The sequence below is a fragment of the Muricauda sp. SCSIO 65647 genome, from assembly GCF_021534965.1.
Classification (GTDB): Bacteria; Bacteroidota; Bacteroidia; order Flavobacteriales; family Flavobacteriaceae; genus Flagellimonas_A.
On the sequence record NZ_CP091037.1, the window covers coordinates 3,493,696 to 3,509,209 of the forward strand.

Below are 15,514 nucleotides of genomic sequence, written 5' to 3' on the forward strand. Positions count from 1 at the left end.
CATGGGGCATCGCTTTAGCACGTTTTTTTTGGTATTGACTGTTTTAGGTTTGGGCCTTACCTCAATGGCTCAAGAGGGGGAAGTACTTCCAGAAGAATCGGAATTCAAGGATCCAAAGACCAGAATATGGTACAATACGTATGGTATCATACGAATTTCAAATCGACTCTATTGGGATGCACAGACCCATTTTCGTTTCGAAGAGACCGAGAACACACCATTTATAGGACAGATAGGGCAGGTTTATAACCGTCATGCCATAGGCTACATTTATTCAAAATACATCAATTTCAGCCTCGGTGGCGTGTTGCGGGTCAACTTTAATACCAACGAAGATTCAGACGATCGAAATGTTGTGCCCGAATGGCGAATCTGGCATCAATACCAGTTTGCGCAACCTGTTTATAGCGCCATGATTTACCATCGCCTTCGTATTGAACACCGATGGAGCCAAGGGTTTGAAGAAAATAGTGAATATATTTTCAGAAACCGTTGGCGTTATATGTTTCGTGTCAAGGTGCCCTTGAACAGCAACAAGTTGGAACCTGGCACGCTCTATGTCTCACCAGAAGCGGAACTGATCATGCAGAGTGGTAAGGCCGTAGTGGGCAGCGTCATGGAAGACCTTCGTATAACCACTACTTTGGGGTATATTATAAACCCAAGGCTGAAAGTGGCCGGGGGCCTCATGTATTCTCAAGGCCAGACTTTGGAAAATGCCGGGGTATTCAAACAAAATTGGACCATGCGCTTTCATGTCTATTTCTCGCCTGATATTCGAAAGGTAAAAAATAAGCTACCTGCGATCCATTTTACCGATTGATACGTATATCAGACAGAGTTACGCGATTTCAATCATGAAGAAACCACATCTGACCAAGGCTACCTTTCTATTTTTGGCATTTTTCCTAGGGATGGCCAGCTTCTATTTTTTTAAGTCCGAAAACCTAAAAAAAGAACTACGGGAAGCTCAAGCACACCAACAAGAACTGGAAAGTTACATCGAAGCACGGCAAGCGCTGCTGCACATTGACTCGATGTTGGTAGATGGCGACGATTACCCCGGGGCACTCAAGGCATATCGCGCGCAATTGAACGATAAAAGCACGAGTAAAGAACTGCGACTGCGCATTTCACTGACCGAAAAATTGACGAGACTGACCGCAACAAAGCCCCATCAAGATTACGCAAAACTTGAACGGCTAAAAGAGCTTGACTCATTACAGGCACTGGCAACGATCAGGCCCAAAGAACTGCAACAATATGACTCATTGAGTTTTGCTCTTGAAAAGACCAAGGTACAGCTGGTGCGCATGAAACGACAGTTGAAGCAGAAATCTTTTGGCGAGTATTTGACCTTTACCAATGCCAAGGGCAGCCAAATGCATTATGTGGGCCAAGTAAAGAATGGTAAGGCCAATGGTTACGGTGTGGCCCTTTTTAATACCGGCAGTCGTTATGAAGGCCAATGGAAAGACAACCAACGTCATGGAAATGGAACTTTTTATTGGAAAGACGGTGAACGCTATGAAGGCGAGTACCAAAACGACAAAAGAAATGGCCAAGGCACCTATTTTTGGGCCAATGGCGAAAGGTTTGTCGGCCTTTGGAAGGGAGACGAACGTACCGGCGAAGGTATTTTCTATGGAAAAGAGGGTGATGTGGTGGCCAGCGGTGTTTGGGAAGACGACGAATTGGTCCAGGCCGATAAGCTATAACCGTTAAAACCGCACATATAATATCACGGGCCACAAGTTTCTTTTTGATGTGACCGGCCTTTTTGGGCAGACACTCCATACCCATAGAACAAGGGTTTCATTTCTCCCCATATTCAATTCGATACGGTTACCTCACGGTTTCTAGTTAGCGCTTTCCCTATCTTATACCGCACTGTTATACACCTTAGGGAAATATTTTTTTGCAAGGATTACATTTTAGGTTAAATTGTAAGATGGTAAAAAGTCATGTTTTAAGAAGATATGGACTGCTACTTTTACGCCTTTACCAAAGAAAATTCGATTAACAAAAAACCATTGGACGTATGAAAGTGTATGATGACAAACATATAAAGAACATAGTATTTGTGGGCGCCCACAACAGCGGCAAGACCACTTTGGCCGAGACCATGCTCTTTGAGGCCGGTCTAATCAATAGACGTGGTAGTGTCGAAAATGGAAATACGGTATCTGACTATCACGAAATTGAACATCAAAGGGGCACCTCGGTTTTTGCTACGCCACTGCACACCGAATGGCGCAATTACAAAATAAATATCATAGATACCCCGGGCCTCGATGACTTTATCGGTGAGATACTTTCTTCCATTCGGGTGGCCGATACCATTGTTACGGTCATTAATGCACGTCATGGGGTCGAGATAGGCACCGAGATTATTTGGAGCCATATCGACAACTATAACAAACCTACCTTGTTTGTGGTGAATCAGATAGACCATATGAATGCCGATTTTGAACATAGCTTCAACAGCATTAAAGCTTTGGTGGGCAATAACGCCGTCAAGATTCAATACCCCTTAAAGGTTGATGGTGCGCAATGTATCATCGATGTGCTGAAAATGAAGATGTACAAGTTTTCTCCACAGGGCGGAAAGCCAGAAAAATTCCCTATTCCCGACGATCAAAAAGAACTGGCAGACCATTTGCACAATGAATTGGTGGAAAAAGCGGCCGAAAATGATGAAGAACTGATGGAATTGTTTTTTGAAAAAGGTACCCTATCAGAAGACGAAATGCGGCAAGGTATCAAGGCAGGTATGCTCAACCATGAACTTTTTCCCGTTTTCTGTGTATCGGCATTGAACGATATGGGCAGTGGAAGGCTTATGGGCTTCATCGATAACGTGGCCCCGGCGGCGGCAGATTTGAAGCCTGAACAGAGCGTTGAAGACAAGACCATTGTGCGCACCAACGAGGCCCCAACGGTCTTGTTTGTCTTTAAAACGGTACACTTGCCCAATGTGGGCCAGATCACTTTTTTTAAGGTGAAATCGGGTGTGATCAAAGCCAATGATAAATTGGTCAATTCAAGAACCGGTGAGACCGAGACCTTGAACCAATTGTTCATCATGGACGGTAAAAAAAGAGAGTCGGTCTCTAAACTGGTCGTGGGTGATATCGGGGCAACCCTAAAATTGAAATATACCGAGACCAACGATACCCTACATGCAGAAAACAACAAGGTAACGATCAAACCTATTGCTTACCCAGAACCGAGAACAAAAAAATCGATATCGGCGGTAAATAAGAATGAAGACGAGAAGTTGAGCGATGCCCTAAAAAAGATACATAGCCAAGACCCTACGGTGGTCGTTTCTTATTCCAAAGAATTGAAACAACAAATCTTGGGCTGCCAAGGCGAGCTACATTTGGCGACCATCAGCTGGACATTGGAAAATATATACGGCATAAAAGCAGCGTTCATACAACCAAAAATCGCTTACAGGGAAACCATAAAGCGCACTTCAACGGCCAATTACCGCCATAAGAAACAATCAGGTGGCGCAGGCCAGTTCGCACAGGTGCACATGAAGATCGAGCCATGGTACGAGGGCATGGCCGAACCCGAGGGATTCAACATTCGTGGCAAAGAGGAGGTAGAGCTCGCATGGGGCGGAAAACTGATTTTTTACAATTGCATCGTCGGTGGGGTGATCGATCTTCGTTATTTGCCCTCTATAAAAAAAGGGATTCTTGAGGTGATGGAGTCAGGACCCCTTACGGGCTCTTACATCAGGGATGTTAGGGTCATGGTCTACGACGGCAAGATGCATTCAGTAGACTCGAACGATATCGCTTTCAAGATTGCAGGGGCACATGCTTTCAAAGCAGCATTTTTAAACGCCAAACCCAAATTACTTGAACCGATTCGAGAGTTGACCGTAAAGGTGCCCGAAGAAATGATCGGCAATGTGATGACCGATCTACAATCAAGACGTTCCGTTATTTTGGGTATCGACAGCAGTGACCACTATCAGATTTTGAAGTGCGCAACACCCGAAGCAGAGTTGTACGGTTATTCTACCGACTTGCGCTCATTGACACAAGGTAAGGCCACTTTTAATTCGGTGTTTTCCTCTTTTGAAGCGGTTCCTGATAGTATTCAGCAAAATTTGGTGCAGCAAAAAGAATAGCAAATAGGGGGTTGGTTGGTTTTCTATAGTATGCTGAAGGCATAGAAGATGATTTTTGTCATATTAAATGTACCGGGTCATCAATATATTCTGAACGCAAAAACTTGACAGATGAAAGCCAACAAAACGATTTATTACCGTTCAATTATGATCAATACCCTGGCTCTTTTCATTCTAGGGCTTACCAGTGTAGGTGCACAGATAAAGAATGAAATTGAATCAGCATTTCAGAAACCCGAAACCGAAGATCAGATTTTGACCTATTGGGATGTCAAAGCCTTTCGGCCCCAGGCAAAGCTTATCGATATCAAGGCCATTGACAAAGAAGGCAACATGCACGATGTCAAGGCCATTCAAGACTCTGATGATACCAGTGTTCTGAACGTGAAGGCCATTGTGAACGGTGAACAATTGCCCATTAAACTGATAGTAAAGAAAGATGATCGCTTTTATCCTGTAAAGGCCATTGACAACGACGGTTATCTTATAGCCATTAAGGCCGTGACCGAAGAGGGGGAAATACTTGATGTCAAGGGAGTGAGCAAATCTGGCAATGTCGTTCACTTACGGGCGATTACCAAAAACCTGCTGTTCTATAACATCATTGCTATATCGCCAGAAGGTAAGGTCAATGATGTAAAAGGTATAAAAATGCTCAATACTACCGTAGAAACCGTAATAAATGGGGTACAGGTGTACGCACATGTCAAATCGCTGGCGCAACAATAAAAATCCCTTTTGTCAAATATGGGGTATGATTTTTATGGAATTTTGACCAATTGGCTAAACGGAGTTCAATGAAAAAAATACTCATTTTGCAAATGCGGCCCGAAGATGAGGCGGCAGACAGTGAGTTCGAGGCGATATTGCGCGTGGGTAGATTGACCCAAGATGAAGTACACCGCATTCGGTTAGAACAAGGTATTCCCACTATTGATATCAATGATTATTCGGCTATCATTGCCGGTGGAAGCCCCTTTGATGTAAGTGCCGTAGAAGAAAACAAGGGCCAAGCCCAAAAAGACATCGAAGCTTTCTATATTCGACTGTTCGATCAAGTAGTTCCGGCAGATTTTCCATTCTTGGGCGCTTGCTCGGGCAATGGACTTTTGGGCAACTATTGTGGGGCCGTGATATCAAAAAAGTATAATGAGCCCATCGGCAGTGTTGAGGTCACGGTGACCAAAGAAGGAATGAAAGATCCACTTCTGAAGGGCTTACCAAGAACATTTTCTGCGTTGGTGGGCCATAAAGAGGCCTGTGATGATGTGCCGCCCGGTACGGTGCTTTTGGTTTTATCACAACCTTGTCCCGTTCAAATGTTCAGGGTCAAGAAGAACATTTATGCCGTGCAATTTCACCCCGAGGCAGATGCCGACGAATTTGTTCTTCGTATAAAGACCTATAAAAACCACGGTTATTTCGCACCCGAAGAAGCCGATGGCTTGATCAAGGCCGTTCGACAAGCCCAGGCCCCGGTACCCAAAGAAATACTCTGGCGTTTTGTGCAACGCTATAAATAGCTAGCGGTAGCCTAACTTGTGCTGCTTCTTGCCAAAGTGTTTTATCAATTCAGGCTTCTATACTCACTAGGGCTCATTCCTGTTTTGGCCTTAAAGATTTTGGAAAAATGCTGTGAATATTCATAACCCAGGCCATAGGCTATTTCGCTTACCGATTCCGTTGAGCGCAACAAACGGTTTTTGGCCTTGTTCATCAGAAAATCATCGATATGGGCCTTGGCACTTTTACCTGTTTCCTTTTTCAAGAGATCGCTCAAATATTTAGGCGACATATGTAGTTCTTCCCCGCAAAAATCAACCGAGGGAATGCCACCGTTCAATTGGTTTTCGTTGGCGTAATACTCTTTCAGCAAATGCTCAAATTTTGTAAGAACATCTTTGTTGAGGTTGGTTCGGGTATAAAATTGGCGGTCGTAGTACCGCGTACAGTAATCCAACAACAATTCAATATTGGCATTGATCAATTTCTGACTGTGGCGATCGATGTTCTGTTGGTATTCTTTTTCTATTTTGGCCACCAGTCCATTGAGCGTCTGTTTTTCCTCGTCAGAAAGGTGCAGGGCCTCCGTGATGTCGTAAGAGAAAAACGAATAGTTGTCAATGGTGCTGCCCAATTCAGATTTTCTGATTAGATCGGGATGGAACAGCAGGGCCCAACCGGGATCTTCAGCGGTAGATTTATGCCCATCATAGCTGAGCACCTGCCCTGGTTTAATGAATACCATTGAACCCTCTTGAAAATCGTAAGAACTACGACCATACCCCATACTGCCCTCGGTTTCGTTCTTTTGGGTGATACAGTACATGCCAAACGAGCAACGTACGTGATGATATTCTGGCCTGATGTCGGTATCTTTAAATCGAATGACCGAGACCAACGGATGCTTGGGCTTGGTCAGTCCGAAGACATCATGCATATCTGAAATGCTCTCTATATGCACTATTTCTTGCATCCGTTTAGATTTGATAGGAGTAAACATACTATTTTTTTAAATCGTATGCTAGAGTATAAATGGTTGACCGGTAAGCTTTTCCGATAATTGCCAAAGTCTTGTCGCCACATCTTCCCTTTTCGAATAGTCACTTCGCTTGGCGACGCCCACTTTTCCTTTGAACTCGTTAAAACCCTGTGGTCCAAAATATTCACCTCCCTGAACGTCTGTACTCAAGGCAGCGAACAGGGAAGGCTTGGCCGCTGAAGCATTGGAATTTAAAATGAACGGCGACAAAATCTTGAACGTATAGTACTTCACTTTTGACATTTCATCAAAAAGTCCTGAGTCTGAACCCCCTGGATGTACGGCAAGTGCGACCATCTTTTTGCCCGACTGTTTTAGCTGTCGGTTCAGTGCATCGGCAAACATCAAATTGGCCAATTTCGATTGCCCATAGACCGCTTCGGCATCATCAATGTTTTCGCCATTCAGATCGTCAAAGTGAATCTTTGCGGTTTTATGGGCGATGCTGCTCAAGGCCACAATGCGCGAGGCCGCATCATCGGGCATCAGGTCGATCAACAGATTGGTCAACAAAAAGTGGCCCAGGTGATTGGTGGCAAATTGCAATTCTATACCGGCCCCGTTCTTTTTGCCAGAGTATATCAGCACTCCGGCATTGTTGATGAGCACGTTCAATTTAGAGTAGTTGTTTTTGAAGTTTTTGGCGAAGGCCCTTACGCTGTTCAAATCACTCAAGTCTAATTGCAAGATGTCTAGATCTGCATCGGGTGATTTTTGCAAAATAGCTGATTTGGCTTTTTCAGCTTTTGCCATATTGCGGCATGCCATCACGACTTTGAACCCGTATTTTGCCATTGCCAAAGTAGTCTCAAAACCAATGCCGTTGTTGGCGCCGGTAACGATGGCAATTCTGCCCTGTTGTGTTGGAATGTTTTTTAGCTTGAAATCCATGATGCTTTTTTTTGACCTATTATTGATTGAATCTTTGTTCTACCTCTGCCTTTAATTTTCGATTGAATGCCGTGTAGCCCTCGGCATACATTTTAGACAGGTTACCGCCCATCAACCAGGTAATTCCCTTCATGATTTCATCGGACTGGACAAACCTGGTTTTTCCATCGCTGGTCGGTTCAACCCTAAAATGATGGTTGTCCCTAATGCCGCCCGGACCTTTTTCGGCCCAGAAAAATTCCTTTCCGTCCGTTACCGAAATAGTGTGCTCAATGGTAGTGCGTTTTTCTTTTTTAGGATTGGTTTGAAATATCGCCGTGATTTTTTCACCATCCTTGATTTCCCCTTGTATGTCCACCAAGAAAGCGGCCCATTTTTTATAGGAGGCGGTGTCGGTAAGAACCGACCAAACCTGTTCTGGGGTTGCATCGATGATAATATCGGTGTAAATGGTGCGGTACGAAGCACTCAGCCTTTCCACCTTTACGGTTTCGTTTTTGGAAGTTTCCATACGGTGTATTGTTTATGATTCGATAACTACTGCAAATTTCCTCCCTTACCAACAGATTACCGTATAGATTTCTCGCAAGCTTGTATATATTTTCCAGTTATGCGGCGGCAAGGGTAGGGTATGGAAATACTGGGCTAGCAGTATGATAGGATAGCTTTGTTCTCCAAAATCTCAGTGTCTGCACCATTCATGCCAACACGAAACATGGCCGTGGCCAATTCGGTGGACTTAATGCTGCTACTGCTTCCCCCTAAACGAATTAGTGGATAAAGGAACCGCATCATACGGTACATCACATTGGGCTCTTTGCGTGGGGTTACGGGATATATGTATCCTGGGCGAAATGCGTGAAATTTCAAGCCCAGTTCAGAAATCCGGTTTTCTGCCATGCCTTTATACCGGGCAAAGGAGGTACGGCTCTTTTCGGTGCGGTCGGCCCCGGCACCACTGAGCAAACATAATCTGGCATTTGGGTTGCCTACTTTTACGGCTTCTGCAAAGGCGACGGCATAATTAACAGTAATCTCCTTGAATTTGGCATCGGGTACCTGTCCGGTATAGACCCCGATGCAAAAGAAGGCGGTATCCACTTGTTTGAATATATCGGCATGCGCCGAATAATCCCCAAAGTCATCGATGATGACCTCTTTTAATTTGTGGTGTTCGTCACCCGTTTTTTTGCGCACCAATGAAGTCACTTGGGCTATTTCAGAGGAGGCCAAGCAGCACTCCACAATCAAGTTGCCTATCATGCCTGATGCTCCCGCTATAATCACTTTTTTCATAAGCTACTGAAAATGTTTAAATCGCGATTTGGACAGCGATGAGAACATAAGAAATGCCGAATGCACGACATAAGACACTATTTCTACAAGATAGGAAGAAAAACTCCATTGTTCAGACATAAAGTCAAATGTCTCGATGGTGCACAAAACGGCTAGATTTGAAAACAGTAGCACCATGACAAAAGGGGTCCATTTCCATTTTGCCAGATAACCCATTAGAAAAGCACTGCCCGCCAAGGTGATCAGCAGCCAATGTACAAACTGGACTCCGCTCGGATAGGCATCGTTCTGTAATTTTAAAAAAGGCTCGATCCCCGTGAAATACTCGAAGAATCCCGCCACGCCCCAAATCAACATTCCTATTGACATTAAGAGCAAAAGAAACATGTAAATTTTTGATAACAGTCGCATATGATTTTTTCTTTCTGCTAAAGTATTGCGCTACCAAAAAATCACTGTATATATTTTGCTGAAGCTTGTATATGTTTTGCTGTTTGTGCCTTGGTGCGGTTTGCCGTTTCGTTTCAAAATCCAAAACCTTACCACCAAACGCGATTTGGTTTTGGCAGTTCATCGATTACAATGGGTTCTCCGATCTGTGGGGTGACCAAGGGTATTTGTAGCTCTTTGGCTTTTTTGGATACCCGTTCTATGGGGTCTGTCCATGAATGCAGGGCCAATTTAAACGCCCCCCAATGTATGGCCATTAGGGCTTTGGCCTGTACATCGACCCCCGCTTGGGCCGTTTCTTCGGGAAACATGTGAATGTCGGGCCACATTTTGTTGTATTGGCCACATTCCATCATGGCAAAATCAAAAGGGCCATATTGTTCCCCAATCTGTTTGAAATGGGGCCCATAACCGCCATCGCCACTGAAGTAAATCGAGGTGCCGTCAGATTTGATCACCCAAGAACTCCATAAGGTGCTTTGGCCGTTGGTAAACTTCCTGCCCGAAAAATGCTGTGCTGGGGTGCAGGCCAATTGTATGTCTTCGAACATGGTCTCTTCCCACCAGTCCATTTCAGTGATTCTGTCACTGCCCACCCCCCAAGCTTCCAAATGCACACCGACACCCAGTGGTACATAATAGGCTTCGACTTTGTCTTTTAGTTTTTTTATGGACCCATAGTCCAAATGGTCATAATGATCATGTGAAATGACCACGGCATCTATCTTTGGCAGTTTTTCAATTTCAATGGGCAATTCTTTGGTAAAGCGGTTGGCGCCAAACCACGGGTGTGGGGCCGGTACTTTGCCAAACATGGGGTCGATGAGAATGTTCTTTCCATTCATCTGCAAGAGAAAGGCAGAATGCCCAAACCAAACAAGCTGAGTGCCACCCCGATGGCCGGCAAGGGCAATGGAATCTATTTTTTGCACCTCCAATTCCTTTTCGGGCCTGCCGTTTTCAACCTTTTGAAAGAAGAACTTTCGGGCAATGGAAAGCATTTCAGAAAAACTGGCATCTTCGGGAATATCCTCTTTGGTATTGACAAAAGCGCCATCTTTGAATTGTTTTGATGATAGGTACAACGCTTTTCGTTCTTTGGAAACGTCACCCCCGAAAGAGGGATAAAAATTTACAAAGGCCAAATAAATGATTACCAACGAGGCAATGAGTATGACTATGGACAGTAGCATTCGTATGAGTATTTTTTTGATTGTTTTCAAGGCGTCAGAATTCTAAAAGAATATATGGTTTTTAATTTTCTTATTTTGATTTGAGAACAAATTTACGGAGCGATTGGTTCAGATCGATGTAGGCCTGTTGCACCCAGTCGACATTCCAAAAGGGTACTATGATTCCCCTAAAATCTTCATGTAGGGTCACCTTGGTATGGTTTCCAAAAGGCTCCAAGATGTAGCGGTGATCAAAGGTGAATACGCCCAGAACGCCCCCTTTTTGGTTCAACAGTTCAAGAGGTACCGATTGTATTACCTCAAACTCAAATTCAATGGTTTCACCCTTGGGGTTGATCAAATGATAGGGCAAGCTGTTTCCCTGTTCAATTTCACCCGCTACGGGGAATAGCACATGGTTCCATTCTTTGTAGCCCTCCTCATCCATCAGAACGTCCCATATTTGTTGCGGACTTGCCTCGATGACCAGCTCGGTATGCACCGATTTTTGCCCGATCAAGTATAAAAACAGCAGTATGCCGATTACGGCCAGTGCTGCCATTGTCCATTTCGATGTTAAACCTGTCATTATTTCGCCATAGTTATGAATGGTAGTACAAAAATAGCCCACTTCGGTTGGGGTGCCGTATACATTTTGCCAAAGCTCGTATACATTTTACAGGCCTACGGTCTCTGACAATTTGTTTTGTGTTAATTTTAAAAACGGCGTCACAATGACCAAAATGCCGTAATTTTATTTGAGAGGTCAACGGGGTCTCGGCCATTAAATCGCTATTCCATGAAACAACTACGTTTACCCATCTTTACTTCTAAAATAAAGTATTACAATCTGAGGATCATACCTCCAGACCCTATTTTTGATGAAGTCACAGCGCTCAAAAAACAATTTGAATCCTCATACGGCAAGCAACCTCTTTCTGGATCGAAACCCCATATTTCCATTGTAAGTTTCAAAATGAATTCAAAGCACCAAGATTTTCTTATAGAGGTCTTTGAACGGTTATCGCAAAAGGAGGCATTCGAATTGACCTTGGACGGATTCGGTGTTTTCGAGAAGTCAAATACGTTGTACCTGAAGGTCTCAAAAAGCAGCGCTATCGAGGCCATACATAGAGAGATCGAATTCTTGCAAGACAACTATCTTAAGGGAAAGCTGAAATCATTCACTATTGTGGATGATCCGCATATGACCATTTCGAAAACTACCGGAAAGAAAATGCTCTATGATAGTTTACAGTATTTTCAAGAAAACGATTTTTCAAAACAAATCGAAATAAACCAGCTGACCCTTGTTTCAAGATCAAAATATAAGACTTGGGACTGGCAGCATGCCATACGACTCTCTTGAACGGTCAAAACACTTTGTATTGTAAGGGGATAGGCTCCTGATTTTTATCATGGTCAGAGTCAGTATTCTATCATAGATTTGAGACAATATGCAAAAAATGAAAACAGCGAAATACCTCTCAAGCGCTTTAAAAAGTTACGGGTTTTTACTTCTTTTGACGTTGACCTTTCCGGTCACAAATGTACAGTCACAAAGCCGTGCAAAAGAAAATGTGATCTATTGGCATATCAAGGCCGTTCTCCCTGAAGCCAAATTATTGGACGTCAAGGCTATTGATAGTGATGGCAACCATCATGATGTAAAGGCCATACAAGACTCCCATGACATCAGTCTTTTAGGTGTCAAGGCTTTGGTGCACGGGCAAACCATACCCGTAAAAATGGTCGTAAAGAAAAACGACAAGTACTATCCCGTCAAAGCCATTGATGATGATGGTAACATACTTGATGTCAAGGCGATCGGTGAAGACGGTGAATTGCTCGATGTCAAAGGAGTAAGCAGAATGGGCAGTATTATAGAGATTAGGGCCATAGACAAGGAAGAACGGCAGCACAATGTGATTTCCATTTCTCCGCAAGAAGGGGTGAACCATGTCAAAGGGCTAAAAATGTTCAATGAAGAAGTGGAAGCTGTCATTCATGGCATAAAAATAGTTGCCCATGTAAAATCACTTAGACAGTATTGATGATTTTGTGGTTGCCCCATTTTTGTATTCCCCGAAATCGGTTGATTTTCTTTTTTCACTAGGTGTCCGTCTCCCAAAGCTTTTATCGAAGGGTGGGGGTGGGGTGCCTTTTACACTACAAAATACTCAACAACTTTTTGTACTTTTAAAGAACACGCTAAGATTTCAGAAAATGGACACTATCACTGTAAGGGCATACGGGACCGAGGCTGCCGATGCCGATTTGAAGCAATTGAACATCCCTAGAAGAGAGGCGACCGAAAAAGATATCGAGATCGACATTTTGTATTGCGGTGTTTGCCATTCCGATCTGCATTTTGCACGCAATGATTGGGGCATGACGCAATATCCTGTCGTGCCAGGCCATGAAATAGTGGGTAAAGTGACCCGAATAGGTGACGGTGTGACCAAACACAGGGTGGGCGATATCGTGGCAGTGGGTTGTTTGGTAGACTCGTGCAGAACGTGTGATAATTGTAAGAACGATTTAGAACAATATTGTCCCGAATGGGTAGGTACCTACGGGGGGTATGATAAGCATTTAGATACGGATACCCATGGGGGGTATTCCGAAAAAATCGTAGTTGACGAAGCGTTTGTCTTGAGCGTTCCCAAAAACTTGGATTTGGCAGGGATTGCTCCCGTATTGTGTGCCGGAATCACCACATGGTCTCCCTTGCGCCATTGGAATGTGGGCAAAGATTCTAAGGTGGCCGTTGTCGGTTTGGGCGGTCTGGGGCATATGGCGATCAAACTGGCCCATGCATTGGGCGCACATGTTACCCTGTTTTCGCGCTCGACCAATAAAATAGATGATGCCAAGGCATTGGGTGCCCATGAGATCATTATCTCGACCGATGAGGATCAAATGGTAAAAGCCGCGGGACGTTTTGATGTGATTATTGACACGGTTCCCTATGAACACGACCTGAATCCCTATGTCGGAACATTGAACACCAATGGCACCCTAGTGGTCGTTGGGTATTTGGGCCCCCTGGATCCCATGTTGGTAACGGTTCCTATGATCATGGGCCGCAAAAGCGTTGCTGGGTCTCTGATCGGTGGTATTGCCGAAACACAAGAGTTGTTGGATTTTTGCGGCGAGCACAATATCACCTCCGATATTGAGGTCATCGATATACAAGATATCAATGCGGCTTATGAACGCATGCTCAAAAGTGATGTGAAGTATCGATTTGTGATCGATATGAAATCATTGAAGAACTAGACCCTGTTCAACAGCACTTTCATTTGCGGGTATGGTACCAAAACCCATTAGGTACTTAAACGCCCTAGTATGTCAGATTTTAGAAATGGTAAGGCCACGATTCACGATTAAGAGGGTGGTGTTCCTTAATGCTGGGCAATCAATGGCCTGATTCAAGGATGGGTTCGCACTAAATACATAAAACATTTATATGCATTGTATAGATAATATTAATATTGTTTAATATATATTCTCATTTACTTTGCAGCAAAATAAAAATATGAAAGATATCACGGTTGCAAAGGGAGATGGCATCGGCCCTGAAATTATGGATGCCACCCTCAAAATATTGTTTGCCGCAGGTGCAAAAATACGAACCGAAGAAATTGAAATTGGTGAGAACGTTTATAAACGTGGACACACGGCAGGCATAGAGCCAGGGGCATGGCAGTCGCTCAAGCGCACACGGGTTTTTCTAAAGGCCCCGATTACCACTCCCCAGGGCGGTGGTTTCAAAAGCTTGAACGTTACCATCAGAAAATCGCTTGGCCTTTACGCCAACGTGCGCCCATGTATCTCTTACCACCCTTTTGTAAGCACCAAGCATCCCGTGATGGATGTGGTCATTATTCGAGAGAATGAAGAAGATCTATATGCCGGTATCGAGCACCGACAAACACAAGAGGTTACACAGTGTTTGAAGCTGATCACCAAACCGGGAACCGAAAAGATCATTCGGTTTGCCTTCGAATATGCCAAGACTTACGGCAGAAAAAAAGTGACCTGTTTCACCAAGGATAACATAATGAAATTGACCGACGGACTCTTTCATAACACCTTTGATGAAATCGCCAAAGAATATCCAGAAATAGAATCAGAACATTGGATCGTCGATATCGGGGCCGCCAAACTTGCCGATACTCCAGAGAATTTTGATGTAGTGGTGATGCCCAACCTTTATGGGGACATCTTGTCTGATGTGGCCGCCCAGATCACGGGTTCTGTCGGACTCGGGGGGTCTGCCAATGTGGGTAGTGGCTATGCCATGTTCGAGGCCATTCATGGCTCCGCGCCCAGAAGAGCGGGCCAAGATCTGGCAAATCCATCGGGATTGTTGCTCGGGGCCATTCAAATGATGGTCTATATCGGGCAGCCTGAGGTGGCCGAAAGGGTACACAACGCTTGGTTGAAGACTTTAGAAGATGGTATTCATACCTACGATCTATATGACGAGGCCAGCAGTAAACAAAAAGTGGGCACACAAGGCTTTGCAGACGCCGTTATCGAAAGACTGGGCCAAACGCCAACTACGTTGCCCGTGGTTTCGTACGCAACGGCAAGTCAGCCCGCATTGTTCGAGTACGCTCCTGAAAAGCCCTCAAAAAAGGAGTTGGTGGGGGTCGATATCTTTCTTGACTGGGACCAAGAGGGCAGAAATGCCGAGAAACTCGGTGATCGACTTTCAGAACACACCGCAGGGCATCTTTCATTGCAGCTGATCACCAATCGGGGCGTGAAGGTATATCCTGGTGGCATGGAGGAGACCTTCTGTACCGATCACTGGAGGTGTCGATATTCATCCAAGAAAATGGACCAAAGTGCGGCCTACAGCGATGTGGTCGCATTGTCAGCATCCCTAAACGAAGCAGGGTTTGATATCATCAAGACAGAGAATTTATATCGCTTTGACGGAGAGCTAGGGTTTTCCCTTGGTCAAGGGCAATAATAACAGTACACCATATAGCGGATGGC

At 44.4% G+C, this 15,514-nt stretch carries 16 protein-coding genes; 9 read left to right on the forward strand and 7 right to left on the reverse strand.

The window, feature by feature from the left end; all coding sequences use genetic code 11:
* Window position 1: 1 nt before the first annotated feature.
* The 5 genes from L0P89_RS15505 to L0P89_RS15525 all read left to right on the forward strand — a co-directional run bounded on the left by L0P89_RS15505 (window position 2) and on the right by L0P89_RS15525 (window position 5,673).
* Window positions 2–823, forward strand: coding sequence for a DUF2490 domain-containing protein (locus L0P89_RS15505; RefSeq protein WP_235266024.1), 822 nt, complete (start codon window positions 2–4; stop codon window positions 821–823).
* A gap of 34 nt (window positions 824–857) precedes the next feature.
* Window positions 858–1,718, forward strand: coding sequence for an MORN repeat-containing protein (locus L0P89_RS15510; RefSeq protein WP_235266025.1), 861 nt, complete (start codon window positions 858–860; stop codon window positions 1,716–1,718).
* Between the two features lie 323 nt (window positions 1,719–2,041).
* Entirely contained in the window at window positions 2,042–4,150 is a 2,109-nt protein-coding gene (locus L0P89_RS15515; RefSeq protein WP_235266026.1) for a translation factor GTPase family protein, read from the forward strand.
* Window positions 4,151–4,261: 111 nt separating this feature from the next.
* The gene (locus L0P89_RS15520; RefSeq protein ID WP_235266027.1) at window positions 4,262–4,879 is read left to right on the forward strand and encodes a hypothetical protein; all 618 of its coding nucleotides are present in this window, start codon (window positions 4,262–4,264) and stop codon (window positions 4,877–4,879) included.
* 68 nt (window positions 4,880–4,947) lie between these two features.
* Complete coding sequence (locus L0P89_RS15525) at window positions 4,948–5,673, forward strand: glutamine amidotransferase (protein ID WP_235266028.1); 726 nt, start codon at window positions 4,948–4,950, stop codon at window positions 5,671–5,673.
* Window positions 5,674–5,717: 44 nt separating this feature from the next.
* Here the strand turns inward: L0P89_RS15525 and L0P89_RS15530 are convergent, their stop codons facing one another.
* The 7 genes from L0P89_RS15530 to L0P89_RS15560 all read right to left on the reverse strand — a co-directional run bounded on the left by L0P89_RS15530 (window position 5,718) and on the right by L0P89_RS15560 (window position 11,090).
* Window positions 5,718–6,626, reverse strand: coding sequence for a helix-turn-helix domain-containing protein (locus L0P89_RS15530; RefSeq protein ID WP_235266029.1), 909 nt, complete (start codon window positions 6,624–6,626; stop codon window positions 5,718–5,720).
* A gap of 48 nt (window positions 6,627–6,674) precedes the next feature.
* On the reverse strand, window positions 6,675–7,583 hold the full coding sequence (locus L0P89_RS15535) for an oxidoreductase (protein WP_235266030.1): 909 nt from the start codon (window positions 7,581–7,583) through the stop codon (window positions 6,675–6,677).
* Between the two features lie 19 nt (window positions 7,584–7,602).
* Window positions 7,603–8,094 (reverse strand): SRPBCC domain-containing protein, encoded by a 492-nt coding sequence (locus L0P89_RS15540; protein ID WP_235266031.1) that lies wholly within the window; start codon window positions 8,092–8,094, stop codon window positions 7,603–7,605.
* Window positions 8,095–8,228: 134 nt separating this feature from the next.
* Window positions 8,229–8,879, reverse strand: a complete 651-nt coding sequence (locus tag L0P89_RS15545) for an NAD(P)H-binding protein (protein ID WP_235266032.1) — start codon at window positions 8,877–8,879, stop codon at window positions 8,229–8,231.
* A gap of 3 nt (window positions 8,880–8,882) precedes the next feature.
* The gene (locus L0P89_RS15550) at window positions 8,883–9,266 is read right to left on the reverse strand and encodes a hypothetical protein (RefSeq protein ID WP_235266033.1); all 384 of its coding nucleotides are present in this window, start codon (window positions 9,264–9,266) and stop codon (window positions 8,883–8,885) included.
* Between the two features lie 152 nt (window positions 9,267–9,418).
* Window positions 9,419–10,522, reverse strand: a complete 1,104-nt coding sequence (locus L0P89_RS15555) for an MBL fold metallo-hydrolase (RefSeq protein WP_235266034.1) — start codon at window positions 10,520–10,522, stop codon at window positions 9,419–9,421.
* 70 nt (window positions 10,523–10,592) lie between these two features.
* Window positions 10,593–11,090, reverse strand: coding sequence for an SRPBCC family protein (locus tag L0P89_RS15560; protein ID WP_235266035.1), 498 nt, complete (start codon window positions 11,088–11,090; stop codon window positions 10,593–10,595).
* 210 nt (window positions 11,091–11,300) lie between these two features.
* On the opposite strand from L0P89_RS15560, the gene L0P89_RS15565 reads away from it, so the two are divergent.
* From L0P89_RS15565 to L0P89_RS15580, 4 genes are all read left to right on the forward strand, one after another.
* Window positions 11,301–11,870, forward strand: a complete 570-nt coding sequence (locus L0P89_RS15565; RefSeq protein WP_235266036.1) for a 2'-5' RNA ligase family protein — start codon at window positions 11,301–11,303, stop codon at window positions 11,868–11,870.
* Between the two features lie 97 nt (window positions 11,871–11,967).
* Entirely contained in the window at window positions 11,968–12,555 is a 588-nt protein-coding gene (locus L0P89_RS15570; protein ID WP_235266037.1) for a hypothetical protein, read from the forward strand.
* 172 nt (window positions 12,556–12,727) lie between these two features.
* A complete protein-coding gene (locus tag L0P89_RS15575) occupies window positions 12,728–13,783 on the forward strand; it encodes an NAD(P)-dependent alcohol dehydrogenase (protein ID WP_235266038.1) in 1,056 nt (351 codons plus the stop codon).
* Window positions 13,784–14,042: 259 nt separating this feature from the next.
* Window positions 14,043–15,488: an NADP-dependent isocitrate dehydrogenase gene (locus tag L0P89_RS15580; protein WP_235266039.1), complete on the forward strand. Its 1,446-nt coding sequence runs from the start codon at window positions 14,043–14,045 to the stop codon at window positions 15,486–15,488.
* The last annotated feature ends 26 nt before the right edge of the window (window positions 15,489–15,514 follow it).

Coding starts and splice junctions, on each gene's coding strand:
- L0P89_RS15525 (WP_235266028.1), top strand. CDS start 4,948: ATGAAAAAAATACTCATTTTGCAAATGCGGCCCGAAGATGAGGCGGCA.
- L0P89_RS15550 (WP_235266033.1), bottom strand. CDS start 9,266: ATGTTTCTTTTGCTCTTAATGTCAATAGGAATGTTGATTTGGGGCGTG.
- L0P89_RS15535 (WP_235266030.1), bottom strand. CDS start 7,583: ATGGATTTCAAGCTAAAAAACATTCCAACACAACAGGGCAGAATTGCC.
- L0P89_RS15545 (WP_235266032.1), bottom strand. CDS start 8,879: ATGAAAAAAGTGATTATAGCGGGAGCATCAGGCATGATAGGCAACTTG.
- L0P89_RS15575 (WP_235266038.1), top strand. CDS start 12,728: ATGGACACTATCACTGTAAGGGCATACGGGACCGAGGCTGCCGATGCC.
- L0P89_RS15530 (WP_235266029.1), bottom strand. CDS start 6,626: ATGCAAGAAATAGTGCATATAGAGAGCATTTCAGATATGCATGATGTC.
- L0P89_RS15565 (WP_235266036.1), top strand. CDS start 11,301: ATGAAACAACTACGTTTACCCATCTTTACTTCTAAAATAAAGTATTAC.
- L0P89_RS15560 (WP_235266035.1), bottom strand. CDS start 11,090: ATGACAGGTTTAACATCGAAATGGACAATGGCAGCACTGGCCGTAATC.
- L0P89_RS15520 (WP_235266027.1), top strand. CDS start 4,262: ATGAAAGCCAACAAAACGATTTATTACCGTTCAATTATGATCAATACC.
- L0P89_RS15570 (WP_235266037.1), top strand. CDS start 11,968: ATGAAAACAGCGAAATACCTCTCAAGCGCTTTAAAAAGTTACGGGTTT.
- L0P89_RS15540 (WP_235266031.1), bottom strand. CDS start 8,094: ATGGAAACTTCCAAAAACGAAACCGTAAAGGTGGAAAGGCTGAGTGCT.
- L0P89_RS15580 (WP_235266039.1), top strand. CDS start 14,043: ATGAAAGATATCACGGTTGCAAAGGGAGATGGCATCGGCCCTGAAATT.
- L0P89_RS15515 (WP_235266026.1), top strand. CDS start 2,042: ATGAAAGTGTATGATGACAAACATATAAAGAACATAGTATTTGTGGGC.
- L0P89_RS15505 (WP_235266024.1), top strand. CDS start 2: ATGGGGCATCGCTTTAGCACGTTTTTTTTGGTATTGACTGTTTTAGGT.
- L0P89_RS15555 (WP_235266034.1), bottom strand. CDS start 10,522: ATGCTACTGTCCATAGTCATACTCATTGCCTCGTTGGTAATCATTTAT.
- L0P89_RS15510 (WP_235266025.1), top strand. CDS start 858: ATGAAGAAACCACATCTGACCAAGGCTACCTTTCTATTTTTGGCATTT.